The following is a 26,172-nucleotide window of genomic DNA, read 5'->3' on the forward strand; positions in this document are numbered from 1 at the left end:
CGGTGGGGTAGTGCGCGCCCAGGGCGACCTCTGCCCATCCCATCGCGGCGCCGGCCAGGAGCGCCGCGCAGAGTACGAGTGACGTGCCGGCCGTTCTGCCGAGGCCGAGCCGGTCGGTCGCGAGCAGCGCCACGACGAGGGCGAGTGCGGTGAAGAAGGCGGTGTGCCCGCTCGGATAGGACAGGTTGTCGGCGCCGTGGATGGTGCGCCCCACCAGATGCTTGAGCAGCGTCGCCGTCCCCACGACCATGGCGGCGCCGGCGACGGCGAGCACCGCGGCGCGTGGACGGCGAAGCAGCAGGCAGCCCGCCACGACGACCATGACCAGCAGCACCGAACCGGCAGGCTCTCCCAGGAAATCCAGAGCCAGAGCGACGTGCCGCCACGGGGGCCGCACACTGTCCGCAGTCGGCGGGATGATCCACCTGTCCACCCTGCCGGGCCGGCTGTGGTCGGCGTACAGAGCCCCGAGCGCGATGACCACCAGCGCGGCGAGGGCCGCGACCGGCCCGAGTGGCGCGCGCAGCGACGGGGGCAGTAAAGCGGGCGTCGGCCGACCGGTCACACGCCCACCGCGTCCCGTCCAACCGCGGTGACCGTCTTGTCCGCCCTGCGCGGCGTCGGGCGTCGCGGAACCCTCTCGCCGCCCTGCCGGCGCGGTTCCTGCCGGCCCTCGGTGAAAGCATTCCGGACGCGGTCCACCGTGCCCTTGATCTCACCCGTGATCACGGGCGCCACGTTATCGGAAGGCGCAGGCAGCCGTGGCCGGTCGGTGGCATCCGCGGCGGCGCCGCGGTGGAAACAGGCGTCATGCGCGCTCGACGAGTCCGCCGTCCTTCTCGTCGTACAGCGCACCCGTCTGGGGGCACTCCCACACGTCCGGTTCGCCCGCCCGCCCGACCAGTCGTACGCCGGCCCGGCCCACCCAGCCGATGCGGCGCGCCGGAACGCCGGCCACGAGCGCGTGGTCGGGCACGTCCCGGGTCACCACGGCGCCCGCCGCGACCAGTGCCCAGCGGCCGACGCGGACCGGTGCCACACACACCGAGCGCGCCCCGAGGGACGCCCCTTCGGCCACCTCCACGGCCACGGCCTCCCAGTCGCCGCCGCGCTTGAGCTTGCCCTCCGGGTCCACCGACCTGGGGAAGCAGTCGTTGGTGAGGACCGCGGCCGGGCCGACGAACACCCCGTCGCCGAGCACGGCGGGCTCGTAGACCAGCGCGTAGTTCTGGAGCTTCACGTTGTCGCCGATCCGCACGCCGGGGCCGACGTAGGCGCCCCGGCCCACGATGCATCCGCTGCCCAGCCGGGCGTCCTCGCGGATCTGGGCCAGATCCCAGACGGTCGTCCCGTCGCCGATCGCCGCCGTCTCGTCGACCTGGGCGGTGGGCTGCACCTTGAAGTTCACGGGGCTGAATCCTTCGTCTCGTCGAGCATGTCTGGTCGTCGAGCATGTCGACGGTGTCCTTGTCGACGGTGTCCTTGAGGGACCGAGTCTGATCACCGCGTCGGCGGAATACCGGCCTCCCTTCGTGAGCGCGTCCGCTGCGGGGACGGTCTCAGACCAGGCCGGGATCGACGTGGATCTTCGGGCCGGGACCGGCACCGGGCGGGCGTTCGCCCGCGAGTACGGCGCCGATCGCGTCCAGTGCGACGGTGGCGGCCACCAGCGGCCTCGGGTCGATGACCTTGTCGGCGTACGCCCTGATGGTGGCGTCGAGCCCGGGGGAGGCCGACAGGACGCCCACCGCCGTCACGTCCTTGAGGACGAGCATGCGGGTGTCGATCCGGCTGGGCTCGCCGGCCAGCCCGATGTACACGAGCCGCCCGCCCGGTTCCACCAGCTCCTGGGCCAGGGCGGGCAGACGGACCGCGTTGGTGGCGTCGACGACCGCGTCGAACGGCAGGTCCGGCAGCGTGTCCTCGCGCCACGCGTGCGGGAAGCCCAGTGAGCGCGCGAAGGCGAGGGAGGCCTCGGTGGCGCCCATCAGGTGCACCTCCGCCCCGGCGGCCCGGACGAACAGTGCGACCAGCAGCCCGATGGTGCCCGGCCCCAGCACCAGGACCCGGTCGCCGGGCCCCGCACCGGTGGCCCGCGCGGCGCGCAGGGCGTTGCCGCCGGGCTCGACGAGCGCGCCGAGCTGCGGGTCCACGGAGTCCGGCAGAACGTGCAACGAGGCTGCGGGCACCGCGAGCTGCTCGGCCAGGGCGCCCGCTCGGCCGCCCCGGATGCCCACCTCCTCCCGCTTCTCGCACACATGCCGGCGTCCCCGCCGGCAGCGGCGGCAGGTCCCGCAGCCGAGCATGGTGTCGCCCATGACCCGGCGCCCGACCCAGCCGGCATCGACCCCGGCGCCCACCGCACGCACCCGGCCGGTCCACTCGTGGCCCAGCCGCATCGGATAGCCGGCGTGCCCCTGGTGGAGGTAGGCCATGGCACCGGTGAAGAACTCCAGATCGGTGCCGCACACGCCGACCCGCTCGACGTCGACGACGACCTCACCGGGCGCGGCGACGGGCGCGGGCACCTCCTGGACCGCGAACTCGCCGGGTGCGGTGAGGACGAAGGCCCGCATCTGGCGGCCCGCCGCGGAGGGGAGGTTCACAGAAGGGGCTCCTTCAGGGACTGTGGGTGAGGTGCCGGACCGGGACAGGGCGAGGCAGCCGACGCCCGTCTCGTTCTCCCGGTGGTCCTGGGCGTACCGCCGCCGGCGGTGCAACTCCTCGACCCCACACGGCGTTCGGGGCGGCCGGCGTTCCGGTTCCAGGGGGACCTCGCCGACCCGTTGCCGTACGGCGGCGAGGTGACCGACTCGTGGGCGGCGGCGCGCGGCAGACGACCTCCGGGCCGTCCAGGACGGCGCACTGGGCCGTCTCGCCGAACCTGCCGGCCGGGGTCTCCCGCAGCGGCCGCACACGCATGTGTCCGAGGTGGGACCCGCGAGGGGCGAACGCCATCCGCGGGAACTCGTCGCCGAGCAGCCGACGGCCGCCGGAGTCCTGACCGGCCGGACCGCCGCCCTGCAGGGGGCCGCCGTGTGGGTGCGGTCCCCCGAGCCTGGGTTGCACGTGCGACCGGAGTCCGGTGCACCGTCGGCTCGGGGGTGTCGACCGTCCGGGTGAGTTCGTGGAGCGCCACCCCGCCCGCCTGCCGGGAGCGCTTCAGAGGCACGGCGAGCACCCGGGCCGAGCCCACCGCGCGGTCGCCCTCCGCGCGGTCCGTGACGGGGGCTGTCGAAGCGGAGAACGGCTGCGTAAGCTGCATCGCGTTCCGGATGGTAGACCGCCGTACCGATCACCCGAAAGGGCCGAGCGATGGGCCTTCGCAGCGCGCAGTGGTACGCGGGACAGGACCGCAACGCCTACATCCACCGGGCCTGGATGCGCCGGGGCGTCCCGGCCGACGCCTTCACCGGCCGGCCCCAGATCGCCATCGCCAACACCGCCTCCGACCTCACCCCCTGCAACGCGCACCTGGACGAGGTGGCCAGGTCCGTCCGCGACGGGGTGTACGAGGCGGGCGGTATCCCCCTCGACCTGCCCGTGGTGTCGCTGGGCGAGACCAACGTGCGGCCCACGGCGATGCTCTGGCGCAACATGGCGGCGATGGCCACGGAGGAGATGCTGCGGGCCAACCCCCTCGACGGAGTGGTCCTGCTGGGCGGCTGCGACAAGACGATCCCGTCCCTGCTGATGGCCGCCGCCTCGGTGGACCTGCCCGCCGTGGTCGTGCCCGGCGGCCCGATGCTCACCGGCACCTTCCGCGGCACTCCGCTGGGCTGCGGCACGGACGTGTGGCGGCTGTCGGAGGAGGTCCGGGCCGGGACCCTGTCCCAGGAGGAGTTCACCCGTTCCGAGTCGTCGATGATCCGCAGCCGCGGGCACTGCAACACCATGGGTACGGCCTCGACGATGGCGCTGGTCGCCGAGGCGCTGGGCACGGTCGTTCCCGGGGTCGCCGGAACGCCCGCGCCGGACAGCCGGCTGCTGGAGGCCGCGCACGGCACCGGACGCCTCGCGGTGGAGCTCGTGGCGGCCGAGCGACGCCCGAGCACCTTCCTGACCGAGGGGTCCTTCCACAACGCGATCGTCGCGCTGGCCGCGATCGGCGGCTCCACCAACGCCGTCGTCCATCTCCTCGCCATCGCGGGCCGGCTGGGCATCGAACTGACCCTGGACGACTTCGACCGCATCGGCTCCCGGGTGCCGGTGCTGGTGGACCTCCAGCCCGCCGGGCGCTTCCTCATGGAGGACTTCCACCGGGCCGGCGGACTGCTCGCCGTGCTGCGCGAGGTCGCCGACCTCCTGGACCCCGACGCACTGACCGTGACCGGAAAGCCCCTGGTGGACCACCTCACCGACGCCCCGATCTGGGACCCCGAGGTGATCAGGACCCGGGCCCGGCCCCTCGTCGAGGAGGGCGGCATCGCCGTCCTGCGCGGCAGCCTCGCCCCCGACGGGGCACTGATCAAACCCGCGGCGGCCTCGGCGCATCTGCTGCGCCACCGGGGCCGGGCGGTCGTCTTCGACAGCATCGAGGACTTCCACGCCCGCGTCGACGACCCGGACCTGGACGTCGACGCGGACTCCGTCCTGGTCCTGCGCGGCTGCGGACCCAAGGGCTACCCGGGCATGCCCGAGGTGGCCAACATGCCGCTGCCCACCAAGCTGCTGGAGCAGGGCGTGCGGGACATGGTCCGCGTCTGTGACGGCCGGATGAGCGGCACCGCGTACGGCACGGTCGTACTGCACGTGGCCCCGGAGGCGGCGGCGGGCGGCCCGCTCGCCCTGGTACGGACCGGCGACGTCATCAGCCTCGACGTCGAGGCCCGCCGCATCGACCTGGAGGTGCCCGCCGCCGAACTCGCCGCCCGCACCCCGAACGCGGCCACCGTGGCGGGCTTCGCGAACCCGAGGCGCGGCTGGGAGCGGCTGTACGTCGACCACGTCCAACAGGCCGACCAGGGCGCCGACCTCGACTTCCTCGTCGGCTCCAGCGGCTCCGAGGTCAGCCGCGAGTCGCACTGACCAGGAGGGGGGCGGCGCCCGCGTTCGCCCACCTCGTGGACGCCCCCTTGACGTGCGCCCCGGCCCGATCGACACTCCAAATGGGAATCCTAGTGAACGGGTAGGGAAACATGGGGCGCCTTGAACCGGCCATCGGCCGAGTGAGCCGTACACCTCGGCCTTCGCCTCTTCTGACCTCCCGCCGCCACATCGACCTGCAGCGCGTCTGCAGCGCGATCAGGACCCTGGGCTGAGCCCGGCCGTAGCCGCCCGCGCCGCCCCTCCCTGTCCCGACCCCCCTTCCGGCCCGACGACGCTTCCGCCGCGCGTACGTCTGCGCACCGACACCCCGGGGAGACCTATGTCCGTCACACCGCTCGCCCATGTCCCGGCCACCTACCCGGCCCCCGCCTTCCGGGGCCGGATCGGACGGGACGCGCGCAGTGGGCACTACGCCGTGCCGCGCCGCTACCGGCTCCACCTGGCCGCCGCCTGTGCCGACGGCCTGCGCATCGCCGTCGTGCACAGCCTGCTCGGCCTCGACGACGTCTGTCCCGTGACCTTCCTGGACCCGGTCCCCGACTGTCCCGACGGGGGGCATTCCGCGCTGCGGCCGCTGTACGAGGCCAGCGCGCACCGGTACACCGGCGCGGCCGTCGCGCCGGTGCTCAGCGACGACTGGTCGGGGCGGATCGTCAGCACCCACGCCGCCGACATCACCCGCGACCTCGCCCGGCACTTCGGCGGCGGCCGCCCGGCGCTGTACCCGTGCGGAGCGGAGTCCGAGACCGAGGCCGTCGAGCGGATGGGCAGGGCCATCGAGCAGGCCGCGCAGCACGCCGGGTCGGCGGGCGGCGACAACGCGGACCGTGCCGCCGCGCTGGAGCGACTGCTGGACAGCTTGGGCTCGCTGGAGCGCTGGCTGGAAGGCCGTGCCTACCTGATCCGGGATCACATCACCGCGGCCGACGTCGAGTTGTGGGTCACACTGGTGCAACTCGACATCGTGCACCGCGACCACCTCGACGCCGCCGCGGTACAGCGCATCGCCGACCACCCCACCCTGTGGGCCTACGCCCGCCGGCTGACCGCCCACCCGGCCTTCGGCACCCACCTCGACCTCGACGGCATCGCCCGCAGGCACCACGCCCACTGCCGGGGCCTGGAGGCCGCAGGGGCCGCCGTGCAGATTCTGGACTGGGCCTCGCACACCGCCCGTACGCCCTGACCGTTCCACCTGATGGACCGGCATTGACACCGGTTCGGACCATTGCCTTAACCTACGGGTCAATCAGGGACCTGTTTCAGCCACAGGTCCACCAGGGTCCCGCGAGACCCCCGAGAACAGCGACGGTGACCGACATGTACGCAGCTCCCAGGACGGCCGCACGCCGTTCTCCGGGCTGCGTACGGCCGTACGGCGACCCTCTCGTCGCCAACCGGGCCGTCGACCTGCTCCGCGTGAGCAGCGCACTGTGTACCGCACCGGGCCGTGCCCGCTGTCGGGGCTGACCTTCTGCCTCCGCAGCCCCCGCGTTCCTGACGAACACCGCGCTCGCGGTGTGCCGTTGTCCGCCCCGCCCCCGGTTCCCGTGCGTCGCGTCCTGCGCCTGTAGTACGCCGTGTTCGCCGCGTCCCCGGGGAATCCCGACTCCGCCGGAGCCCCCTCATGAGTGAACCCCCAGGCGCCGCCGTGTCCGTCACCGAGGCACCGCCGCGGGCCGACACACCGTCAGAACAACTGTCCGCCCAGCGGGTGCTGCCCCTGCGGCGGCCCGGCCGCTGGATCGCCACCGCAGTCGTCCTGGTCCTGGCGGCCCAGTTCGTGCACGGTCTGGCGACCAACCCGTTCTACCAGTGGGACCGCTTCGGCTACTGGTTCCTGCGCCCCACCGTCCTGGACGGGCTCCTCATCACCCTCGAAGTCACGGCGTACAGCGCGGTGTTGGGGCTCCTCGGCGGCATTCTGCTGGCCCTGGCCCGGCTCTCGAAGAGTCCGGTACTGCGGGCGGTGAGCTGGACCTATGTCTGGGCGCTGCGCTCGATACCGCTGATCGTCCTGCTGCTCTTCCTCTACAACTTCTCGGCCCTGTACAAGACGTTGAGCGTGGGTGTGCCCTTCGGGCCGGCCTTCTTCTCCTTCGACGAGTCCCGGCTCGCCACCGACATGGTCATCGCGGTGATCGGCCTCAGCCTCAACGAGGCCGCCTACGCGGCCGAGGTGGTGCGCGGCGGCATCCTCTCCGTCGACCAGGGCCAGCACGAGGCGGCCTCCGCCCTCGGCCTGCCGAAGAGCTACCAGTTCCGCAGGATCGTCTTCCCGCAGGCGCTGCGCTCCATCACCCCGAACTACGTCAACCAGCTCATCGGCCTGATCAAGAGCACCTCGCTGGTCTTCTACGTCTCGCTGCTTGACCTGTTCGGCACGGTGCAGTCCATGGGCTCCACCTACCCCGGCGACATCGTGCCGCTGCTGCTGGTCGCCACCGTCTGGTACCTGATCCTGACCAGCGCCGTCTCCGTCGTCCAGTTCTATGTCGAGCGGCACTACGCCCGGGGCGCCACCCGCTCCCTGCCGCCGACGCCGCTGCAGAAGCTCCGGGCCGGTCTGGGCGACCTGCGGGCCCGCATCCGCCGGGAGGCCGCCGTATGACCGCCACAGCCGTCGAGGTGCACGGGGTGCACAAGTGGTACGGCGCGCACCGCGTCCTGGACGGGGTCGACCTGAACGTGCGCCCCGGCGAGGTCACCGTGATCCTCGGCCCGTCAGGGTCCGGCAAGTCCACCCTGCTGCGGGTCATCAACCACCTGGAGAAGCCGGAGATCGGCCACGTCAGCATGAACGGCGAGCTGATCGGCGTCCGTCGGCAGGGCGGCCGGCTGAAGGAGCTCAGCGAGCGGGCGATCCGTGCCCAGCGTGGCCGGATCGGGTTCGTCTTCCAGAACTTCAACCTCTTCCCGCACCTGACCGTTCTGGACAACGTGGCCGCCGCCCCGGTCGCGACCGGCAAGCTCCCGAAGGGAGAAGCCCGGCAGCTGGCGCGTGACCTTCTCGGCAGGGTCGGTCTGGGCGACAAGGCGGCCGCCTATCCACGGCAGTTGTCGGGCGGCCAGCAGCAGCGGGTGGCCATCGCCCGCGCCCTGGCCCTGCGCCCGGGTGTCATTCTCTTCGACGAGCCGACCTCCGCCCTGGACCCGGAGCTCGTCGGCGAAGTCCTGGCGGTCATCAAGGACTTGGCGACCAGCGGCACCACGCTCGTCATCGTCACCCACGAGATCGGCTTCGCCCGGGAGATCGCCGACCGGGTGGTCTTCATCGACGGCGGACGCATCGTCGAGCAGGGGCCGCCCTCCGAGGTCCTGGACCGGCCGCGGCACGAACGGACCCGGGACTTCCTCAGCAAGGTCCTCTGAACGCCCTCTTTCCCCACTCCCGTTTCTCGAACTCCTAAGGACAGTCATGCCCGTTCACCCCTCCCGGCGCAGCCTGATACGCGGCCTCACCGCGGCGACCACCGTCGCCGCCCTCGCCGGCGGGCTCGCCGCCTGCGGCGGTGACAGCGACGCCGCCACCAGGACGACCGACAGTGCCGGCACGGTCACCGTGGGCCGGCTCTCCAACGGCGCCGCCAAGGAGACCGCGCTGAAGGTGTCCGAGGTGAAGTCCATCAGCGCCGAACTGCCAGCCGTGGTCAAGAAGAGCGGCAAGCTCGTCATCGGGTCCGGCACCCTGCCCTCCGGCTCCCCGCCGCTCGGCTTCGTGGGCAGCGACCAGAAGACTCTCACCGGCTCCGAGAGCGACCTGGCCCGCCTGGTCGCCGCCGTCCTCGGTCTGCAGCCCGAGGTCAAGCGGTTCACCTGGGAGAACCTCTTCGTCGGCATCGACAGCGGCAAGGTGAACGTCGGCTTCTCCAACATCACCGACACCGAGGAGCGCAAGCAGAAGTACGAGTTCGCCTCCTACCGCAAGGACGACCTCGCCTTCGAGACGCTCAAGACGTCGAAGTGGACCTTCGACGGCGACTACGAGGCCCTCGCGGGCAAGACCGTCTCGGTCGGCGCCGGCACCAACCAGGAGCGGATCCTGCTGGAGTGGCAGGCCAAGCTGAAGAAGGAGGGCAAGAAGCTGACCATCAAGTACTTCCAGGACAGCCCCAGCATCTACCTGGCCCTCGGCAGCGGCAAGATCGACGCCTACCTGGGCCCCAGCCCCAACTCCTCCTACCACGTCACCCAGACCGCGAACACACCCAACGCGACCCGCATCGCGGGCCAGTACTCCGGTGCCGGCGAGACGCTCCAGGGCCTGATCGCCGCGACCGCGAAGAAGGACAGCGGCCTCGCCAAGCCCCTCGCCGACGCGATCAACTACCTGATCGACAACGGCCAGTACGCCAAGTGGCTCACCGCGTGGAACCTCTCCAACGACGCCGTTTCCAGGTCGGAGGTCAACCCGCCGGGGCTGCCGCTGGACAACTCCTGACACACGGCACGGTCCGGACAGGTCCGGCCCACCGGGGCCGGGCCCTGACCACCCGGCTGGACCACCGCCCACCACCCACCGCGCATGCTGGCTCGGTTTCACCTGTGCCGCCGTTCGCCCGGACTGCCGGTCCGCAGCCCGGGAACACGCCGCGAGGCCGGGGTGTTGTGACTCATGACGAGATCCGCCGGGCGCCGTCGTGCGCCCAGAAGGAGGAGGTGACGGGCGTGACCAGCACACTCCGCTCCGTCCACCTCCACTCCCGGGCGCATATCGACCTCCTGCGCGTGTCTGCCGCGCTCTGTTGTTCCTGACCCGTTCTTCTGCTGTCCCAGCCGCCGTGTCCTGCCCCCGCCCGTGGGCCGGCTTTCTCGTACGGACCTCCAGGAAGGCACCACCCGTGTCCCCTTCTTCTTTGTTGCATCTGGCCGTCGCCCTGGACGGCACCGGCTGGCACCCCGCCTCCTGGCGCGAGCCGGTGGCCCGGCCCCGTGACCTGCTCACCGCCGGATACTGGGCCGACCTCGTCGCCGAGGCCGAGCGCGGCCTGCTCGACTTCGTTACCATCGAGGACGGACTCGGCCCGCAGTCCAGCCACTTCCTGGACCCGGACGAGCGCACCGACCAGGTCCGCGGCCGCCTCGACGCCGTGCTCGTCGCCTCGCGCATCGCCCCGCTCACCCGGCACATAGGTCTGGTGCCGACCGCGGTGGTCACCCATACGGAGCCCTTCCACATCTCCAAGGCGATCGCGACCCTGGATTACGTCAGCAGCGGCCGGGCGGGGGTGCGGGTGCAGATCACCGCCCGCCCGAACGAGGCCGCGCACTTCGGGCGCCGCACCATCCCGCGCATTGAGGCCTACGACAGCCCCGAGACCCAGGAACTCGTCACCGACCTCTTCGACGAGGCCGCCGACTACGTGGAGGCCGTCCGCCGGCTGTGGGACAGCTGGGAGGACGACGCCGAGATCCGGGATGCGGAAACCGGCCGTTTCATCGACCGGGACAAGCTGCACTACATCGACTTCCAGGGCCGGCACTTCAGTGTCAAGGGCCCCTCCATCACACCGCGCCCGCCGCAGGGCCAGCCCCTGGTCACCGCTCTCGGCCACCAGAGCGTGCCCTACCGGCTCATCGCCCGCCAGGCGGACGTCGGTTACGTCACCCCGCACGACAGCGGGCAGGCCCGGACGATCGTCGCCGACATCCGGGCCGAGCAGGAGGCGGCAGGGCGCGGCAGCGAACTCCTGCATGTCTTCGGTGACTTGGTGGTCTTCCTCGACGACGACCCGGCCGACGCCGCCGCCCGCCGGGACCGTCTCGACACGCTCGCGGGAGAGCCGTACCAGAGCGACGCCCGCATCTTCACCGGCACCCCTTCCCAACTGGCCGACCTGTTGCAGGAGTTCGCTGAGGAGGGGCTGAGCGGCTTCCGGCTGCGGCCCGCCGTCCTGGGCCACGACCTCCCGGCCATCACCCGCGCCCTGGTTCCCGAGCTCCAGCGCCGAGGCGTCTTCCGCACCGCCTACGAGGCAGACACTCTGCGCGGTCTGCTGGGCCTGGCCCGTCCCGCCAACCGCTACGCCGCAGCGACCGCCTGAGCTTCCTTGAGCCGGAAGGACCGTACCGACATGAGCAGCAAGCCCCAGAAGCAGATCCATCTGGCCGCACATTTCCCGGGCGTCAACAACACCACCGTGTGGAGCGACCCGAAGGCCGGCAGTCATATCGAGTTCAGCTCCTTCGCGCATTTCGCCAGGACCGCCGAACGCGCCAAGTTCGACTTCCTCTTCCTCGCCGAGGGCCTGCGGCTGCGCGAACAGGGCGGGAAGATCTACGACTTGGACGTCGTCGGCCGCCCCGACACCTTCACCGTGCTGTCCGCGCTGGCCGCCGTCACCGAGCACCTCGGCCTGACCGGCACCATCAACTCCACCTTCAACGAGCCCTACGAGGTGGCCCGCCAGTTCGCCAGCCTGGACCACCTCTCCGGCGGCCGCTCCGCATGGAACGTGGTCACCTCCTGGGACGCCTTCACCGGCGAGAACTTCCGCCGCGGCGGCTTCCTGCCCCAGGAGGAGCGCTACTCCCGCGCCAAGGAGTTCCTCGCCACCACCCAGGAGCTGTTCGACTCCTGGCACGGTGACGAGATCCTCGCCGACCAGGAGGCGGGGGTGTTCCTGCGGGACGCGAAGGCCGGCTCCTTCGTGCACACGGGTCAGCACTTCGACATCCACGGGCAGTTCAACGTCCCGCGCTCCCCGCAGGGCCGCCCGGTCATCTTCCAGGCCGGCGACTCCGAGGAGGGCCGCGAGTTCGCCGCCTCCTCCGCTGACGCGATCTTCAGCCGGTACGCCACCCTCAAGGAGGGCCAGGCCTTCTACACCGACGTCAAGAACCGTCTCGCCAAGTACGGCCGCCGCCACGACCAGCTGCTGATCCTGCCCGCCGCCTCCTTCGCCCTCGCGGACACCGACGCCGAGGCCGAGGAACTGGCGCGGACCGTCCGACGCCAGCAGGTCAGCGGCGCCACCGCCCTCAAGCACCTGGAGTTCGTCTGGAACCGGGACCTGTCGTCGTACGACCCCGAAGGGCCGTTGCCCGACATCGACCCGGATGTCAGTGAGAACCACATCTCCAAGGGGCGGGCCCAGGTCCGGATGTACCGGGACCCGCTGGCCACCGCCCGCGAATGGCGCGAACTGGCCGCCGCCAACAAGTGGTCCATCCGTGACCTGGTCATCAACACGGGCAACCGGCAGAACTTCATCGGCTCACCGCAGACCATCGCCCGCACGATCAACGAGTATGTGCAGGCCGACGCCAGCGACGGCTTCATCCTCGTCCCGCACATCACCCCGACCGGCCTGGACGACTTCGCCGACAAGGTCGTCCCGCTCCTCCAGGAACAGGGCGTCTTCCGCGCCGACTACGAGGGCCCGACCCTGCGCCACCACCTCGGCCTCGCCCATCCGGACGACGTCCACGACGAGCAGCGGGCGGCGTCATGAAGCGAGGTCACTCCTCCCAGTCGAGCTGATGCACGGGCGTACCCACCGACCGCCCGTACTCCACCGCTTCGGTGCGGCCCGCCTCGTCGCCGCGCCGATAGCGGAACACCTTCCCCGCGAAGACGACCACGCGCTCGTCCCCGGCGGTGAAATCGGCGTACCAGCCGAGCTCCGGCTCCAGCGCCGAGGCCAAGGCGTCCGCGAGCGCACCGACGTCCTCGCTGTCGGTCTCCCACTCGACGAGCGTCCACACGGGTGGCTGCGCGTCGCTCGCCCCGCCGATCTCGACCCTGCTGACCTTCCGCAACCGCAGTCCGCGCGGCTCGAACACCGCGCCGGCCCGAAGGCTCTCGCCGATGACATATCCGGTGATCACGTGCTGTCTCCCTGCTGATCGGGGGCTTCGCGGACGACGCTACGGCCGTCAGTCAAACGTCGATGAGGTGATCGCCCGAAACCGGCCGCGGAACGCGAGGTGTCGGTCCGCACCGTCCACCGGGGCCTCAGGCACGATCGCGGTGGGCGCACCGGTGGAGGCGAGCGGCGGCCCGGGCGGCGGTCGCCGCCTCATGCAGGGCCGGCGCAGTCCGCAGCTCGGCATCAGCGCGGAGGAGGCGGTCGCGTCGCTGGCGGTCGCCTCCGGAAGCGGCCCGCTGCAACGGATCGCGCTGGGCGACGCATTGGCCCAGACGCACCTGACGGCGAGCCGCTTCCACATCGACGCCCAGGCCTGGTTCAAGCGGCCGGAACAGGTCCTCGTTGCGAAGGCAGGCGTCCGGTACCTGGTCACCGTAAGCCTGTCGCCCGCAGGGCTCGCCGCCCTTGCGCAGGTACTCCCGCCCCATGCCATGATCGACGTCATGGCCGTCCGAATCGACCTCGCCGATGTCAGCGACCTCCACCAGGTCCTGGCGGACCACGCCCGGTACTGGGGCGAGCGCGACCTCCGCGCACTCCATCTCACGGCACTGGTGCGGGAGTTCGGCTCCACCTGTCTGGTCGGCAGAGCCGAGGACGGAATCCGCGGCTACCTCTTCGGATTCGTCACCCCCGACCACACCGGATACGTCCACCTGATCGCCACCCGCGACGACACCCGCGGCACCGGTCTCGGCCGTACCCTCTACGAGGCCTTCACCGAGACCGCCCGCCGCCAGGGAGCGGTCCGCCTCAAGGCGATCACCTCGGTCACCAACGAGGGCTCCATCGCCTTCCACCGCAGCCTCGGCTTCGACGACCGAGTGGTGGAGGACTACGACGGCCCCGGCCACGCCCGCGTCGTCTTCACCCGCGAGCTGCGGTGAGGATCGCGTCGAGCAGCGGGCCCAGCGACTCCTTGGGCTCCTGTCCCGCGGTGTCGATCACGACGCGCGCCCGGTGCCACGGCTCGTACTCCCGGTCGGTGATCTGCTGCCAGGTGGGCAGCGGCAGGTCGGGGATGTCCACCGTGCGTGAGTCCGCGCGGCGCCGGTGCTCCTCCGGGTCGGAACAGACGACCTCCACCTCGACCACGGGAACCCCGGCCCGCGTCCCCGCGCCGCGCCAGGCATCGCGCGTGATCGCCAGTGGGTTGACGGACTCCGCGATCACCGTGAGCCCCTGCCGCAGCTGCTCCTCGGCCAGGGCGTACCCCACGGCATAGCCCACCGGGCCTACAGGGTGCCGGGTCAGTCCGGAGCGGACGACCGCCTGCTCGATGGTGTCGATCCGCAGATGGACCGCGCCCGTCCTGGCGGCCAGGAGCCGGGCGAGGGTGGTCTGCCGGTGGCCGGCAGGCCGCCGATGACGATCAGCATGCCCACACTCTTTCACCCGGAAGTCCCGCTGAACGCCGTGTGGCCGGAAGTACGTTTCCCTCCCCCGAAGGCTACGTACTTCCGGCCATTCCCCCGGCGCCGGACAGTGGTCCAGCCTCGCCCGTGCGGCCCGTCTGTGCTGTCACCAGCACATGACCGCGGTTTCCCCCGAACCCCACGCGGAGTACAGGCGCACACGGACGAAGTAGCGGCGGCCCTTCACGAGACGGGCCCTGATCGTGGCGTTGTGCGGAGTGCCTCCGTCGTCCCGGCCAGTGAGGTAGCGGGGTTCCCCGCCCCGCTCCTCGAAGACCACGACGACGGTGTCGCCGTCGCCGAAGGTGCCCACGGTGTACTCGCGGGTCTCCGGCGGTTCCACGGTGAAGTCGGCCTGCTCACCCGGGCCGAGCCCGAGCGGCGCGGACCGGAAGGGGGCCAGTGCCGGCGGCCGGGTCGGTTCGGCCGGCGGGTACCAGCGCAGGACGTACTCCTTGTCGGCGGCCGACAGGGTGCCGGGCGGATTGAGACCCGCGCGGAACTGCTCCGGCTCCAGGACCAGCCCCGCCTCGAAGGGATACTCCATGATCGACTGCGGGTCCCAGACGGAGCCGTTGACCTCGTCCGGGTCGAGCTTGCGCAGGATGTTGAAGAACGTCCGGTCCCGGCTCCAGAAGTTCGGCGGGCCCGCCAGATCGGCGTAGACGGCCTCGTCGTCCCAGTGGATCCCGGCGAACGGACTCTGGTGCTCGTGCAGCATGCCGAGCGCGTGCCCGATCTCGTGCAGGGCCGTCCCGCGCTCCCCGGGCGCGGTCAGGTCCCATCCGAAGTTCATGGTGCGTTCGTTCAGTCCGACCAGGAGCGCGTCCTTGCCCACGGTCGACCAGGAGCCGTCGCCGCTCTGGAACCCGATCCGCAGTTCGGCCTCCGAACGGTCGTCGACCTCGGCGAACCTCACCCCGATCCCGAGATCCTGCCACTCCTGGAAGCACTCGCGCACCACGTCCCGCTGCTCCTTGGCGCCGACCCACGACACCCGACGGGACTGCCCGGTCCCCGGAACCGAGATGACCGAACCGTCGGTGTCGCCGTCGAAGAAGCAGTAGTGCAGGACCGTGCCGTTCACCCACACCCGGCTGCCGCCGATGAGCGCACTCAGCCGCTCGGCGGCCAGCCCCGGGACGAACGCCGGAGCCGACTGCTGCGCGAGGGAGCAGTAGCGTGCGGTCATGGGGTTCAGCGTGCCGTCGGGCGCCCCGGGACGCCTGAGTCGGGGGCTACTCAAGTCTCCCTGTATCAGGACTGAGTAGCGGTGCTCTAGCTTCCGTGACGATATTCGAACGGGACGCGAAGACCCTGGAGCTGCCCTGGCCGTTCACCGGGCGGGAGGACGAACTCGAGCTGGTACGCAGGTCTGTTGCCGGAGGACGGCAGGGCATCGTGGTGACCGGTCCCGCGGGCCGCGGCAAGACCAGGCTCGTCACGGAGGCCGTACGCGGCACGGAGTGCGTCAGGGTGGCGGGCACACCCGGGACCCGAGGGCTTCCGTTCGCCGCCTTCGCGCACCTTCTGCCGGAGCCGGTGTCCCTGCATCGGGCGGTCCAACTCCTTTCGTCCGTACGGCTGCTGCTCGTCGACGACGCCCATCTGCTGGACGACGCCTCGGCGGCCCTGGTCCACCAGCTGGCGGTGCACGGCCGCACCCGGCTCCTGGTCGTCGCCACCGAGGGCACGCGGGCGCCGGGCGCGATCTCCCGGCTGTGGACCGGAGAGCTCCTGCCGCGTCTCGCTCTGGAGCCGCTGCCCCACGAGGAGACCGCACAACTGCTCGCGGTCGGCGCCGGCGGCCCGGAAGCCCTCACCGTGAACCGGCTGTACCGCCTGTGCCGGGGCGATCTGCGACTGCTGCGCGAACTGGTGGACGCGGTGCGAGAGCGGGGGCTGCTGCACCGGGTCCCGGACTCGGCCGAGTGGGAGTGGCGCGGTCCGGTTCCGGTCACCGCGACCGTACGCGAGCGCACCGCGCACCTCCTCGACCGCACCGGGCCCGGCGAGCGGGAGACCCTGGACCGCCTGGCTTTCGGCGAGCCGCTCCCGATGGACGCCGGCACGCTCGACCTGGAGGCCCTCGAAGCCCTGGAGGCCGACGGTCTGGTCCACGTCGACGAGCAGGGCGCCGCCCGCCTCGCCCACCCCCTCCACGGCCCCCTGCTGCGAGCCGCCGCCGGACGCCTGAAGACCCTGCGCCTGGCCCGCACCCCGGCCGACCGTACCGAGGCGCTGGAGGCCGAGACGGCCGCACTGGTCCGGGCGATCGCCGAGCGGGACGTACGGGCCTTCTCCACGCCGGTGGGGGAGTGGCTGCTGGACGAGGGCACCGGCGTACCGGCCCCGCACGCCGCGGTACGGGCACGGTTCGCACGCCTGCGGGGGGAACTGCGGGAGGCCGCGGCCTGGGCGAGGGAAGGGCTGCGGGCCGCTGCCGATGACCGGATCTGCCGTCTCGAACTCGCCCTGGCGGCGGCACAGTCGGGGCAGCAGGAGCTCATGGCACCTCCGGGCGGCTCCGGCAGCGGCCGCTTCACCGGGGTCTCGGGCGTGCCGTCGCAGATCGCCGAATGTTCGGCGGCCACCTGGTGGGCCGCCGCTCACGGTGATCTCGACGCGGCTCTCGGCATCCTCGGGGAGGAGCCGTACGACGCCGTCCGCCTGGGTGCGCCCGACCGGGCCGTCGGCCGGCTGACCGGTGTCTTTGCCGAGCACGCCGAGGCACTCGCGCACGACGACGGCCCTGCCCTCGACCGTGCCGCACGGGCCCTGGAGGAGCGCGGTTTCCTGCTCTTCGCTGCGGAGGCGTACGCCCAGGCCGTACGGGCGCACCGCGACCCGAGCGCCGCCCGCATCTCCCGCACCCGGGCCGTCGCCCTCGCCCGGCGCTGCCAGGGTGCCCGCACCCCGGCCCTGTCCGGCCTCGTCCTCGGCGAACTCACCGCGCGCCAGCGGCAGATCGTCACCCTCGCGGCCGCCGGTCTGAGCAACCGCCAGATCGCGGAGCAACTCACCCTGTCCGTCCGTACGGTCGGCAACCACCTCTACAGCGCGTACGCCCGCCTCGGCGCGAGCGACCGCGACGCGCTGCCGTGCCTGGTGGAGCTGGAGCAGGCACAGCCGGCCTGAGCCGGACACCGGACCGGGGCGGTCTGACCCCCAGTATTCGGGGGAGGGGTCAGGCCGCCCCGCACTTCACGCGCCCCCGCACTTCACGCGCCCCCGCACTTCGGGCACTCCTCGGCACTTCACGCACCCCTCGGCCGTCACGCCGCCCCGAACGCCGAGAACGCCCACCCCGTCGCCTGGTGCACCGCGTCCCCCGGCAGCGCGGACCGCGCGTCCCGCAGCGCCTCCGCCATGGACGCCCCCGCACTCAACCCCTTGTGCAGCGTCAGCATCAACGGCACCACCGCCTCGTCGTTGACCGGCGCACTGCACGCCACCACCCCCGCCGTACCCAGCGGCAGCAGCGCGGTGACCAGGCCGAGCAGTTCGTCCGCGCCGACCGAGGCGAACCGGGCGGTGTCGCAGCAGGACAGGATGATCCGGTACGGGCTGCGCTCCAGGCGCTCGAAGTCGTGCACGATGAGCGGCCCGTCGGCCATCCCCAACGACGAGAACAGCGGGCTGTCCGCCCGGAACGTGCCGTGCGCGGCGATGTGCGCCAGCGCCGCCCCGTCCAGTTCCGCCAACACCCGCGGCACGCGCGCGTCGTCGTACTCCAGGACGGTGGCGGAGCCGTACCGTCCGGCCAGTTCGGGCACCTCGGCGCCCTCGGTCGCGAGCCCGGGCCCGCGTACCAGCACCTGACGCCCGCCCGGCGGCGGCACGGTGTCCCGGGCCCGCAGCCAGCTGCTCGCCGACGGCGACACGCTGAACACCCGCTCCCGCAGCGAGGGCAGCAGCGCCCACGGCACCCGGTGCAGCCGCCCCGGCGGTACCACCACGACCGGTCCGGAGCCGAGCTGCGCCGCCGCAGGACCGAGCAGCAGCTCCTCCAGCCGCCGCCCGGCCGCCTCCACCACCGGAAGCCGGGCCTCCGCCCCCGGGTGGGCCAGCCGTCTGAGGCCCGCCTGGACATGCTCCGCCTCGCGCTCGGCGTCGGCCAGCAGTCCGCCCTCGAACCGCCGCACCCGCCCCTGCGCGCACAGCAGCACCTGAACCCGCCCGTCCAGCACGGCGAGTTCGACCAGCCTTACGTCGTCACCGAGCCGTTCCAGCAGTCTGCCGGGCTCGAACCGGTAACCGTCACCGGGAGCGTCACCGCGCATGTGGAGGGTCCGGGAGCGGATCTCCCGTTCCAGGCGGCGCTGTTCGCGCTCCAGCGTCGGCACCGGCCGGCCCTCCATCCGGGCTCCCTCCGCGCGTGCCGCGATCTCCCGGAAGGCGGTCAGGTCGCTGAGCAGTTCGGGATCGGCCGGCGGGCGGGTCGGCGGCGCGGACAGCACGGTGGCCCGCCAGCGCTCGCTCCACACCAGCAGCCGCCGCGGCCCGCCCGACGTGAGCGAGGCCCGCGCCGCGAGTCCGGCCAGCTCGGCGCCCTGAGCGGTGGCCCGCGCCCGCAGTTCGGAGGCGCCGAGCGTCGTACGGTGGTCGTCGAGCACGTCCAGACCCCGGCGGCAGGCTTCCAGGACCCGCCGGTCGGACCCCACGGCCCGCGCCCACAGCGCCCGCGCCGCCCAGCCCGTCATCCGCGCCAGCGGCGGGCCGCTGTGCCGGCTGCGGGCGGCCACCTCCAGATGCCGCCGGGCATCCTCCCGCCACCCCAGGCCGAGCGCGATCCGGCCCGCCAGCAGCGAGGCCTCCGGGGCGGCCGGCGCCCCGAAGGAGGCCAGCCGGTCGGCGACCGCCGCCGCGTCCGCGACCAGCCGGCCCGAGCCGCGCCCGGCGGCGACCCGCGCCTCGATCAGCACCAGCCGGGCATGCGTCTCCCACCAGGTGCGCCGCTGCCCGGCGAACAGCCGCACCGCCATGTCGGCACGCGCGATCGCGGTGTGCGCGTCACCCGCGTGCCGGGCCGCCCGCGCGGCGGCGAGCAGCAGCTCCGCCTTGAGCGTGGACTGTCCGCCGATCCCGTCGAGCACCCTGATCGCCGCGTCCGCCTCCGCGAGCGCCTCCGGGGCGAGCCCCGCGGCCATCAGGACCTCACAGCGCCGGATGGTGAGCATGAACGTCGGTGTGCCGAGCTTGGCGTACCGCTCCTGTGCCTCGTCGAGCAGCCGCAGCGCGGCGGGAATGTCCCCCGACCGGTACGCGGCAAGTCCCCGGCTCTCCACCACGTCGGCCTTGTCGTGCTCCTGGCCGGTCGTGTCCCACAGCGCCTCCGCCGCCGTGAAGTCGGCATCCGCCCGCTCCACCGCCCCGAGCGCCAGATGCACGGTGGCCCGCAGGGTCAGCGCCCGTGCCGTCCAGATCACGTCGTCCGCCTGCCGCAGCACCGGAATCGCCCGCCGTACGTCCTCCAGCGCCGCCCGGTGATGCCCCAGCACCCAGGACGCGTAGGCACGCCGGAACAGAACACGCGCGCGGGTGTGCCCGCTGCCTACCTCGACACCCCGCTCCAGCGCCGCGAGACCCTGCCGGGTGCGCCCCGCGACCACCAGCGCCACCCCGAGCGCGGCCAGCACGTCCGCCTCCCGGTCGGCCGACCCCGAGCGGGCCGCCAGATCGCGGGCCCGGCGCAGATGGTGCAGGGCGAGCCGCATGTCGCCCCAGTCCCGCTGCCAGATGCCGATGACCTGGTGGGCGACGGAGGCATGGAGCGGTGAGGGATCCGAGCCGAGTACTTCCTCTGCCCTCGCCAGCGCCTGGTTGGGGGCGGCGAACACCATCGGCAGCAATTCGAGAATCGGGTCGCTTCCCGCTGTCACTCCATGGATGGTAGTGGCCCAGGTGGCAGGCCACACCGGTTTGGCGCTGTATCAATCACCGGCCCCGCGGCTCTGACTGACGACCGCCGCCTCAGTGGGAGGAAACGCCATGGCACCTCAGCGATTCCACGAGCAGTTCGACCAGATCCAGCGTTCCATGCCCGACGTCCCGCTGGCACTGGGGCCCGACGACGCCTCCGAGTTCATCTACGAGAAGGGCGTGGTCCTCGCCCGGGACGGCCGCGACGCGGCGCTGGTCGAGGAGACCGTGCGCACCCACTTCACCGAGGCCACCGGCCTGACCGGCGACCACGTGCGCCGGGACAGCCCCGAGACCAACCGCTCGGGCATCACCCGGATCAGGGTCGGGGACCCGGGCCACGGAGACCGGCGCGGCGACCGCGCTGTCACCCACGCCCTGCGCGCCATGAGCGAACGCGAGGGACGCGCCGGACACCGCCTGGTCAGCCGCAACCACGTGGTGTCGATCGCGGTCAACTCCTGCCCCGGCGACGAGCCGGTTCCCGCCGCGCTCAGCCAGGGCACCAACCCGGCCCCCGCGGAGGCGGGTCACGACCCCGACACCGCCGTCGGCGTCCTCGTCGTCGACAACGGCCTCACCCACGACCACGCGCTCGTCCCGCTGCTCGCCCATGTCGAGGGCGACCTGCACGGCACCGAGACCGACGGGGCCGGGAACCTCCTCCAGTACGTCGGCCACGGCACGTTCATCGCCGGTGTCCTCGCGGCCGTCGCGCCCAACACCGACATCACCGTCCGCAACACCCTCAACGACGCGGGCGCCATCCTGGAGTCCGAACTCGGCGAGAAGCTCTTCGAGGCGGTCGCCGACGGCTGGCCCGACATCATCAGCCTCTCCGCGGGCACCTCCAACGGCCGCACCGACGGCCTGCTCGGCATGGACGCCTTCATGCGGGAACTGCGCGCCCACGACACCCTGTTGGTCGCCGCGGCCGGCAACAACGCCAGCGCCAGCCCCTTCTGGCCCGCCGCCTACGCCGACCTGCCCGACTACCAGGGCGCCGTCCTGTCGGTCGGCGCGCTGCGCGGCGACGGCGAGTTCGGCGCCTGCTTCAGCAACCACGGCCCCTGGGTGCAGGTCTACGCCCCCGGCGAGCGCCTCACCAGCACCCTCACCGGCTTCGACGCACCGGTGCCGTACCTCTACCAGCACTCCACCTACGAGGCCTGCCGGTACGGCTTCACCTACGTGTGCACCTGCCAGTCGCCTTCCCACACCGGTGCGTTGAGCGAGGACGGCACCACGGCGAAGCCGGACCAGGTGATGTTCGAGGGGTACGCGCACTGGAGCGGCACCTCCTTCGCCACCCCGGTCGTGGCGGGCCTGGTCGCCGCCCACATGACCGCGAACAAGGAGACCGACCCGCGCGCCGCCCGGCAGCAACTCCTTGCCACCACCACGCAGTTCGCCGAAGTGCGCGGCGCGCACGTACCGGCGCTGAAGCCGGCCGGCTGGCGGCCGGTGCCGGTCGTGCAGCGCCCGCTCGGCACATGACGGCCGGAGTGGTCCCTTCCACGGCGTACGATGACTTGCCGTACACGAGGGGTGGGACCGTGGACCGAGCAGATGTCGGTGCGCTGGTCCAGTCCGCCGTCGACGGTGACGCGGCGGCCTGGAAGGCGCTCGTGGAAGGGCTGAGCCCCCTGGTGTGGGCCGTGGTGCGCGCGCACCGGCTCTCCGACGCCGACGCGCACGAGGTGTACCAGACGGTCTGGTTCCGCTTCGCCCAGCACCTCGGACGGATCCGGGAACCCGACAAGGCCAAGTCCTGGCTGGCGAGCACCGCGCGCCACGAGTGCCTGAAGGTGCTCAAGAGCTTGAGGCGGCTGACCGTCACGGACGATCCGCAGCTCCTGGACCGGATCAGCGAGGACCGTACGCCCGAGCAGTCGTTCCTCGACTCCGAGGAGGCCGCCGCCCAGAGCGAGCGCGTCCAGTCCCTGTGGCAGGAGTTCGAGGAACTGGGCGAGCGCTGCCGTCAGTTGCTGCGCATTCTGATGGCCTCGCCGAAGCCCGGCTACCAGGAGGTGTCCGCCGCCCTGGGGATCGCGGTGGGCAGCATCGGACCACTGCGCCAGCGCTGTCTGAGGCGGCTGCGGGCGCGGCTCGAAGCCCGGGGGGCGGTATGAGCGACATGTACGACGATCGCGACGATCAGGACGCAGCCTTCGACGAAGAGGCCTTGCCGGACGAGGAGTTCGCCCTCGAACTGCTGGAGGAGGAGCTCCGGCAGGCGGCGGCCATCCTGGACCCGGTGCCGCCCGCCCTGCGGCACCTCGCCGTGGAGGCGTTCGCACTGCACGACCTGGACATCCGCATCGCCGAACTCTCCTTCGACTCGGTGGTGGACGCCCTGCCGGTGAGGGGAGCGACGGGGGCGCCGCGGATGCTGACCTTCCACGCGGGGGAGGTGACGGTCGACGTCGAACTCACCCCGCAGGGCCTGATGGGGCAGGTGCTGCCGCCCCGGTCGGCCCGGATCGAGGTGCTCAGCGGCCCGCAGGCGGGCTCACCGCTCACGACCGACGACATGGGCCGCTTCACCTGTGAGACGTCCCCCGCCGGGCCTTTCGCGCTACGGCTGCGGACCGACGAGGGAGTGATCGTCACCGACTGGCTCACGGTCTGACTACGCGCCAGGAGACTCCAGAGCGTCCACGAGAACGGCGAGTGCCTGCGCGAGCCGGTGGAGTCCCGGCCCGGCGGGTCCGCCCGGTTCCGTCATGTACGTGTCCCGCCGGATCTCCACCATCAGGGCACTCACCCGGGGATCGCGACCGTAGAACTCCAGCGGCACGTACGTCCCGCTGAACGGACTGTCCAGCCCGACCTCCCCGAACGCCTCCCGGGCCGCGGTGAGCAGCTCGGGCGGCGTGTGGAAGGGATCGGTACCGAGACAGACCGGTGGCCGGGGCCCCTCGCCGTGCAGCTCGTAGGGAAGCGGCGCGCTGGGATAGGAGTGCACGTCGATGACGACGGCCCGCCCCGTGACGTCAAGCCGCCGGGCCACGGCTTCGGTCATGGCCCGGGCGTACGGCCGGAAGTAGCGCGCGACGATCGGCTCGGGGTCGGTGTCCGCGGGCCGCAGCTCCTCCCCGTGCGTGGTCCGCGTGTACACGGCCCCCATCCCCACGGCGAGCATCTCCTCCCGCCCGTCCGGAAACCGCTCGGGATCGACGACCAGCCGCGACAGCCGGTTCACGAACCGCCACGGCGTCGTCCGCACCAGTCCGGCCGCCCTCTCGGCGAGCTCCGCCGTGTGCGCGTCGACGATGTGGTCGAGCTCCCGCTCCAGCGCGAGGTCGTCCAGCACGATCCCGGCCCGCACCTCGGCCGGTATCTCCCGCGCGGAGTGCGGCACATGGAGGATCACCGACGACTGCTCGGCGCCGGGCAACAGATCGAACGAGGGCATACGGCTGCTCCGGGGGCGTCGTCAGTGGCGTGGTGCACCATCTCAGCACGGGTTCGCCGACGCCGACGGGAGACGACCCCGCCCCGGTCGGCAGAAGCCGGCCGGGGCGGGGTCATCGAGAGAGCGGGTGTCAGCTCAGGGACGCCAGCGTCTCGGTCCACGTCGTCGACGGGCGCATGATCTTCGCGGCCTTGGCCGGGTCGGGCTGGTAGTAGCCGCCGATGTCGGCCGGCTTGCCCTGGACGGCGTTCAGCTCGTCGATGATCTTCTGCTCGTTCGCCGCGAGGGCCTCGGCGAGCGGGGCGAAGGCCTTCGCCAGGTCCACGTCGTCGCTCTGCGCGGCCAGCTCCTGGGCCCAGTACAAAGACAGGAAGAAGTGGCTGCCGCGGTTGTCGATGCCGCCGACGCGACGGGTCGGGGACTTGTCCTCGTTGAGGAAGGTCGCCGTGGCGCGGTCGAGGGTGTCGGCGAGGACCTTCGCGCGGGCGTTGCCCGTGAAGTCGGCGTACTGCTCAAGCGACGGGACCAGCGCGAAGAACTCACCGAGGGAGTCCCAGCGCAGGTAGTTCTCCTTGACCAGCTGCTGGACGTGCTTCGGGGCGGAACCGCCGGCGCCCGTCTCGAACAGGCCGCCGCCCGCCATCAGCGGGACGACCGACAGCATCTTGGCGCTGGTGCCCAGCTCCAGGATCGGGAAGAGGTCGGTGAGGTAGTCACGCAGGACGTTGCCGGTCACCGAGATGGTGTCCTCGCCGCGGCGGATGCGCTCCACCGACAGCTTGGTCGCCTCGACCGGGTTCAGGATCCGGATGTCCAGGCCCTCGGTGTCGTGCTCGGACAGGTACGACTTGACCTTGGCGATCAGGTTGGCGTCGTGCGCGCGGGTCTCGTCCAGCCAGAACACGGCCGGGCTGCCGGTGGCGCGGGCGCGGGTGACGGCCAGCTTGACCCAGTCGCGGATCGGCGCATCCTTGGTCTGGCAGGCGCGGAAGATGTCGCCGGCGGAGACCGTCTGCTCGATCACCACGTTGCCGGCCTGGTCGACGAGGCGGACCGTGCCGGTGGTCGGGATCTCGAAGGTCTTGTCGTGGGAGCCGTACTCCTCGGCCTTCTGCGCCATGAGGCCGACGTTCGGCACCGAGCCCATGGTCGAGGGGTCGTAGGCGCCGTTGGCGCGGCAGTCCTCGATCACGGCCTGGTAGACACCGGCGTACGACGAGTCCGGCAGCACCGCGAGGGTGTCGGCCTCCTCGCCGTCCGGGCCCCACATGTGACCGGAGGTGCGGATCATGGCCGGCATCGAGGCGTCCACGATCACGTCGGACGGCACGTGCAGGTTGGTGATGCCCTTGTCGGAGTCGACCATCGCGAGAGCCGGGCCCTCGGCGAGCTCGGCGTCGAAGGACGCCTTGACCGCGGCGCCCTCGGGCAGGGACTCCAGGCCCTTGTAGATGCCGCCCAGACCGTCGTTCGGGGTCAGACCGGCCGCGGCGAGCGTCTGGCCGTACTGCGCGAAGGTCTTCGGGAAGAACGCCCGCACCACGTGACCGAAGATGATCGGGTCCGAGACCTTCATCATCGTGGCCTTCAGGTGCACGGAGAACAGCACGTCCTCCGCCTTGGCGCGGGCGATCTGCGCGGTGAGGAACTCCCGCAGCGGGGCCACGTGCAGCACCGACGCGTCGACGACCTCGCCCTCGAGGACGGGTACGGACTCGCGCAGCACGGTGGTGGAGCCGTCGTCGCCGACCAGCTCGATCCTCAGCGAGCCGGCCTCGGAGATCACGACCGACTTCTCGGTGGAGCGGAAGTCGTCCACGCCCATGGTCGCCACGTTGGTCTTGGACTCCGAGGACCACGCGCCCATGCGGTGCGGGTGGTTCTTGGCGTAGTTCTTGACCGAGGCGGGGGCGCGGCGGTCGGAGTTGCCCTCGCGCAGGACCGGGTTCACGGCGGAGCCCTTGACCTTGTCGTAGCGGGCCTGGATGTCCCGCTCCTCGTCGGTCTTGGGGTCGTCCGGGTAGTCCGGCAGCGCGTAGCCCTGGGCCTGCAGCTCGGCGACGGCGGCCTTGAGCTGCGGGATCGACGCCGAGATGTTCGGCAGCTTGATGATGTTGGCCTCGGGCGTCTTGGCCAGTTCGCCCAGCTCGTGCAGGGCGTCCGGGATCCGCTGGTCCTCGGTCAGGTACTCCGGGAACACGGCGATGATCCGCCCGGCCAGCGAGATGTCCCGCGTCTCCACGGAGACCCCCGCCTGCGAGGCGTACGCCTGGACCACCGGCAGGAAGGAATACGTCGCCAGGGCCGGGGCCTCGTCAGTGTGCGTATAGATGATGGTCGAGTCAGTCACCGGGTGCTCCGCTCCACGTCTGCAACATTGCTCGACATCAAGATATCTCGTGACCGACCCGGGCTCGACAGCGGTCCTCGCCCACTTCCGAAGATCTCGCCCACTTCGAAGATCTCGTGCCTCCTCCGGTGCAACCAAGGCGTCTGA

22 protein-coding genes and 1 pseudogene are annotated in these 26,172 nt (G+C 71.9%); 13 read left to right on the top strand and 10 right to left on the bottom strand.

Annotation, left to right across the window (positions count from 1 at the left end; genetic code table 11):
- The 4 genes from ACFVYN_RS26155 to ACFVYN_RS26170 form a co-directional block, all read right to left on the bottom strand.
- A partial coding sequence (locus tag ACFVYN_RS26155; RefSeq protein ID WP_390002368.1) for a phosphatase PAP2 family protein occupies positions 1 to 565 on the bottom strand: 565 nt, incomplete at its 3' end.
- Entirely contained in the window at positions 562 to 729 is a 168-nt protein-coding gene (locus ACFVYN_RS26160) for a hypothetical protein (protein WP_390002370.1), read from the bottom strand. The genes ACFVYN_RS26155 and ACFVYN_RS26160, both read right to left, overlap by 4 nt.
- A 79-nt stretch (positions 730 to 808) precedes the next feature.
- Positions 809 to 1,408, bottom strand: coding sequence for an acyltransferase (locus ACFVYN_RS26165; protein WP_390002372.1), 600 nt, complete (start codon positions 1,406 to 1,408; stop codon positions 809 to 811).
- A 151-nt stretch (positions 1,409 to 1,559) separates the two neighbouring features.
- Positions 1,560 to 2,576 (bottom strand): zinc-binding dehydrogenase, encoded by a 1,017-nt coding sequence (locus ACFVYN_RS26170; protein WP_390002505.1) that lies wholly within the window; start codon positions 2,574 to 2,576, stop codon positions 1,560 to 1,562.
- Positions 2,577 to 3,315: 739 nt separating this feature from the next.
- Between ACFVYN_RS26170 and ACFVYN_RS26175 the strand changes: the two genes are divergently transcribed.
- The 8 genes from ACFVYN_RS26175 to ACFVYN_RS26210 all read left to right on the top strand — a co-directional run bounded on the left by ACFVYN_RS26175 (position 3,316) and on the right by ACFVYN_RS26210 (position 12,503).
- On the top strand, positions 3,316 to 5,028 hold the full coding sequence (locus tag ACFVYN_RS26175) for an IlvD/Edd family dehydratase (RefSeq protein WP_390002373.1): 1,713 nt from the start codon (positions 3,316 to 3,318) through the stop codon (positions 5,026 to 5,028).
- Positions 5,029 to 5,138: 110 nt separating this feature from the next.
- The gene (locus tag ACFVYN_RS26180) at positions 5,139 to 5,261 is read left to right on the top strand and encodes a putative leader peptide (protein WP_390002375.1); all 123 of its coding nucleotides are present in this window, start codon (positions 5,139 to 5,141) and stop codon (positions 5,259 to 5,261) included.
- A gap of 107 nt (positions 5,262 to 5,368) precedes the next feature.
- Complete coding sequence (locus ACFVYN_RS26185) at positions 5,369 to 6,235, top strand: glutathione S-transferase C-terminal domain-containing protein (RefSeq protein WP_390002377.1); 867 nt, start codon at positions 5,369 to 5,371, stop codon at positions 6,233 to 6,235.
- A gap of 441 nt (positions 6,236 to 6,676) precedes the next feature.
- Positions 6,677 to 7,660 (top strand): amino acid ABC transporter permease, encoded by a 984-nt coding sequence (locus ACFVYN_RS26190; RefSeq protein WP_390002379.1) that lies wholly within the window; start codon positions 6,677 to 6,679, stop codon positions 7,658 to 7,660.
- Positions 7,657 to 8,421: an amino acid ABC transporter ATP-binding protein gene (locus ACFVYN_RS26195; protein WP_390002381.1), complete on the top strand. Its 765-nt coding sequence runs from the start codon at positions 7,657 to 7,659 to the stop codon at positions 8,419 to 8,421. The genes ACFVYN_RS26190 and ACFVYN_RS26195 overlap by 4 nt, the downstream gene beginning before the upstream one ends.
- A 46-nt stretch (positions 8,422 to 8,467) precedes the next feature.
- The gene (locus ACFVYN_RS26200) at positions 8,468 to 9,490 is read left to right on the top strand and encodes a transporter substrate-binding domain-containing protein (RefSeq protein WP_390002383.1); all 1,023 of its coding nucleotides are present in this window, start codon (positions 8,468 to 8,470) and stop codon (positions 9,488 to 9,490) included.
- Positions 9,491 to 9,890: 400 nt separating this feature from the next.
- Complete coding sequence (locus ACFVYN_RS26205) at positions 9,891 to 11,093, top strand: LLM class flavin-dependent oxidoreductase (RefSeq protein WP_390002385.1); 1,203 nt, start codon at positions 9,891 to 9,893, stop codon at positions 11,091 to 11,093.
- Positions 11,094 to 11,123: 30 nt separating this feature from the next.
- Positions 11,124 to 12,503: an NtaA/DmoA family FMN-dependent monooxygenase gene (locus ACFVYN_RS26210; RefSeq protein ID WP_390002387.1), complete on the top strand. Its 1,380-nt coding sequence runs from the start codon at positions 11,124 to 11,126 to the stop codon at positions 12,501 to 12,503.
- Between the two features lie 7 nt (positions 12,504 to 12,510).
- On the opposite strand, the gene ACFVYN_RS26215 is transcribed toward ACFVYN_RS26210, so the two are convergent.
- Positions 12,511 to 12,879 carry a hypothetical protein gene (locus tag ACFVYN_RS26215; protein WP_390002389.1) on the bottom strand — a complete coding sequence of 123 codons (369 nt, stop codon included), beginning with the start codon at positions 12,877 to 12,879 and terminating at the stop codon, positions 12,511 to 12,513.
- 472 nt (positions 12,880 to 13,351) lie between these two features.
- Here ACFVYN_RS26215 and ACFVYN_RS26220 point away from each other — a divergent pair, with 472 nt between their 5' ends.
- On the top strand, positions 13,352 to 13,807 hold the full coding sequence (locus ACFVYN_RS26220; RefSeq protein WP_390002508.1) for a GNAT family N-acetyltransferase: 456 nt from the start codon (positions 13,352 to 13,354) through the stop codon (positions 13,805 to 13,807).
- Here the strand turns inward: ACFVYN_RS26220 and ACFVYN_RS26225 are convergent.
- Both ACFVYN_RS26225 and ACFVYN_RS26230 read right to left on the bottom strand, forming a co-directional pair.
- Positions 13,788 to 14,299 (bottom strand): annotated as a pseudogene (locus tag ACFVYN_RS26225) (AAA family ATPase). The gene ACFVYN_RS26220 and the pseudogene ACFVYN_RS26225 overlap by 20 nt on opposite strands.
- Before the next feature lie 142 nt (positions 14,300 to 14,441).
- Positions 14,442 to 15,527: a M12 family metallopeptidase gene (locus tag ACFVYN_RS26230; protein ID WP_390002391.1), complete on the bottom strand. Its 1,086-nt coding sequence runs from the start codon at positions 15,525 to 15,527 to the stop codon at positions 14,442 to 14,444.
- A 95-nt stretch (positions 15,528 to 15,622) separates the two neighbouring features.
- On the opposite strand from ACFVYN_RS26230, the gene ACFVYN_RS26235 reads away from it, so the two are divergent.
- The gene (locus ACFVYN_RS26235; protein WP_390002393.1) at positions 15,623 to 17,473 is read left to right on the top strand and encodes a LuxR C-terminal-related transcriptional regulator; all 1,851 of its coding nucleotides are present in this window, start codon (positions 15,623 to 15,625) and stop codon (positions 17,471 to 17,473) included.
- A gap of 137 nt (positions 17,474 to 17,610) precedes the next feature.
- Here ACFVYN_RS26235 and ACFVYN_RS26240 read toward each other — a convergent pair whose 3' ends face one another.
- Positions 17,611 to 20,178: a CHAT domain-containing protein gene (locus tag ACFVYN_RS26240; RefSeq protein ID WP_390002510.1), complete on the bottom strand. Its 2,568-nt coding sequence runs from the start codon at positions 20,176 to 20,178 to the stop codon at positions 17,611 to 17,613.
- Between the two features lie 148 nt (positions 20,179 to 20,326).
- Between ACFVYN_RS26240 and ACFVYN_RS26245 the strand changes: the two genes are divergently transcribed.
- The 3 genes from ACFVYN_RS26245 to ACFVYN_RS26255 are packed head-to-tail and all read left to right on the top strand — an operon-like array spanning position 20,327 to position 22,889.
- Positions 20,327 to 21,754 (top strand): S8/S53 family peptidase, encoded by a 1,428-nt coding sequence (locus ACFVYN_RS26245; protein ID WP_390002395.1) that lies wholly within the window; start codon positions 20,327 to 20,329, stop codon positions 21,752 to 21,754.
- 59 nt (positions 21,755 to 21,813) lie between these two features.
- Positions 21,814 to 22,389: an RNA polymerase sigma factor gene (locus ACFVYN_RS26250; protein ID WP_390002396.1), complete on the top strand. Its 576-nt coding sequence runs from the start codon at positions 21,814 to 21,816 to the stop codon at positions 22,387 to 22,389.
- Positions 22,386 to 22,889 carry a hypothetical protein gene (locus tag ACFVYN_RS26255; protein ID WP_390002398.1) on the top strand — a complete coding sequence of 168 codons (504 nt, stop codon included), beginning with the start codon at positions 22,386 to 22,388 and terminating at the stop codon, positions 22,887 to 22,889. Before ACFVYN_RS26250 ends, ACFVYN_RS26255 begins: the two co-directional genes overlap by 4 nt.
- Here ACFVYN_RS26255 and ACFVYN_RS26260 read toward each other — a convergent pair whose 3' ends face one another.
- The gene (locus ACFVYN_RS26260) at positions 22,890 to 23,675 is read right to left on the bottom strand and encodes an N-formylglutamate amidohydrolase (protein WP_390002399.1); all 786 of its coding nucleotides are present in this window, start codon (positions 23,673 to 23,675) and stop codon (positions 22,890 to 22,892) included.
- A gap of 130 nt (positions 23,676 to 23,805) precedes the next feature.
- On the bottom strand, positions 23,806 to 26,025 hold the full coding sequence (locus ACFVYN_RS26265; RefSeq protein ID WP_390002400.1) for an NADP-dependent isocitrate dehydrogenase: 2,220 nt from the start codon (positions 26,023 to 26,025) through the stop codon (positions 23,806 to 23,808).
- Between the last annotated feature and the right edge of the window lie 147 nt (positions 26,026 to 26,172).

The sequence above is a fragment of the Streptomyces sp. NPDC058307 genome (assembly GCF_042880295.1).
GTDB lineage: Bacteria > Actinomycetota > Actinomycetes > Streptomycetales > Streptomycetaceae > Streptomyces.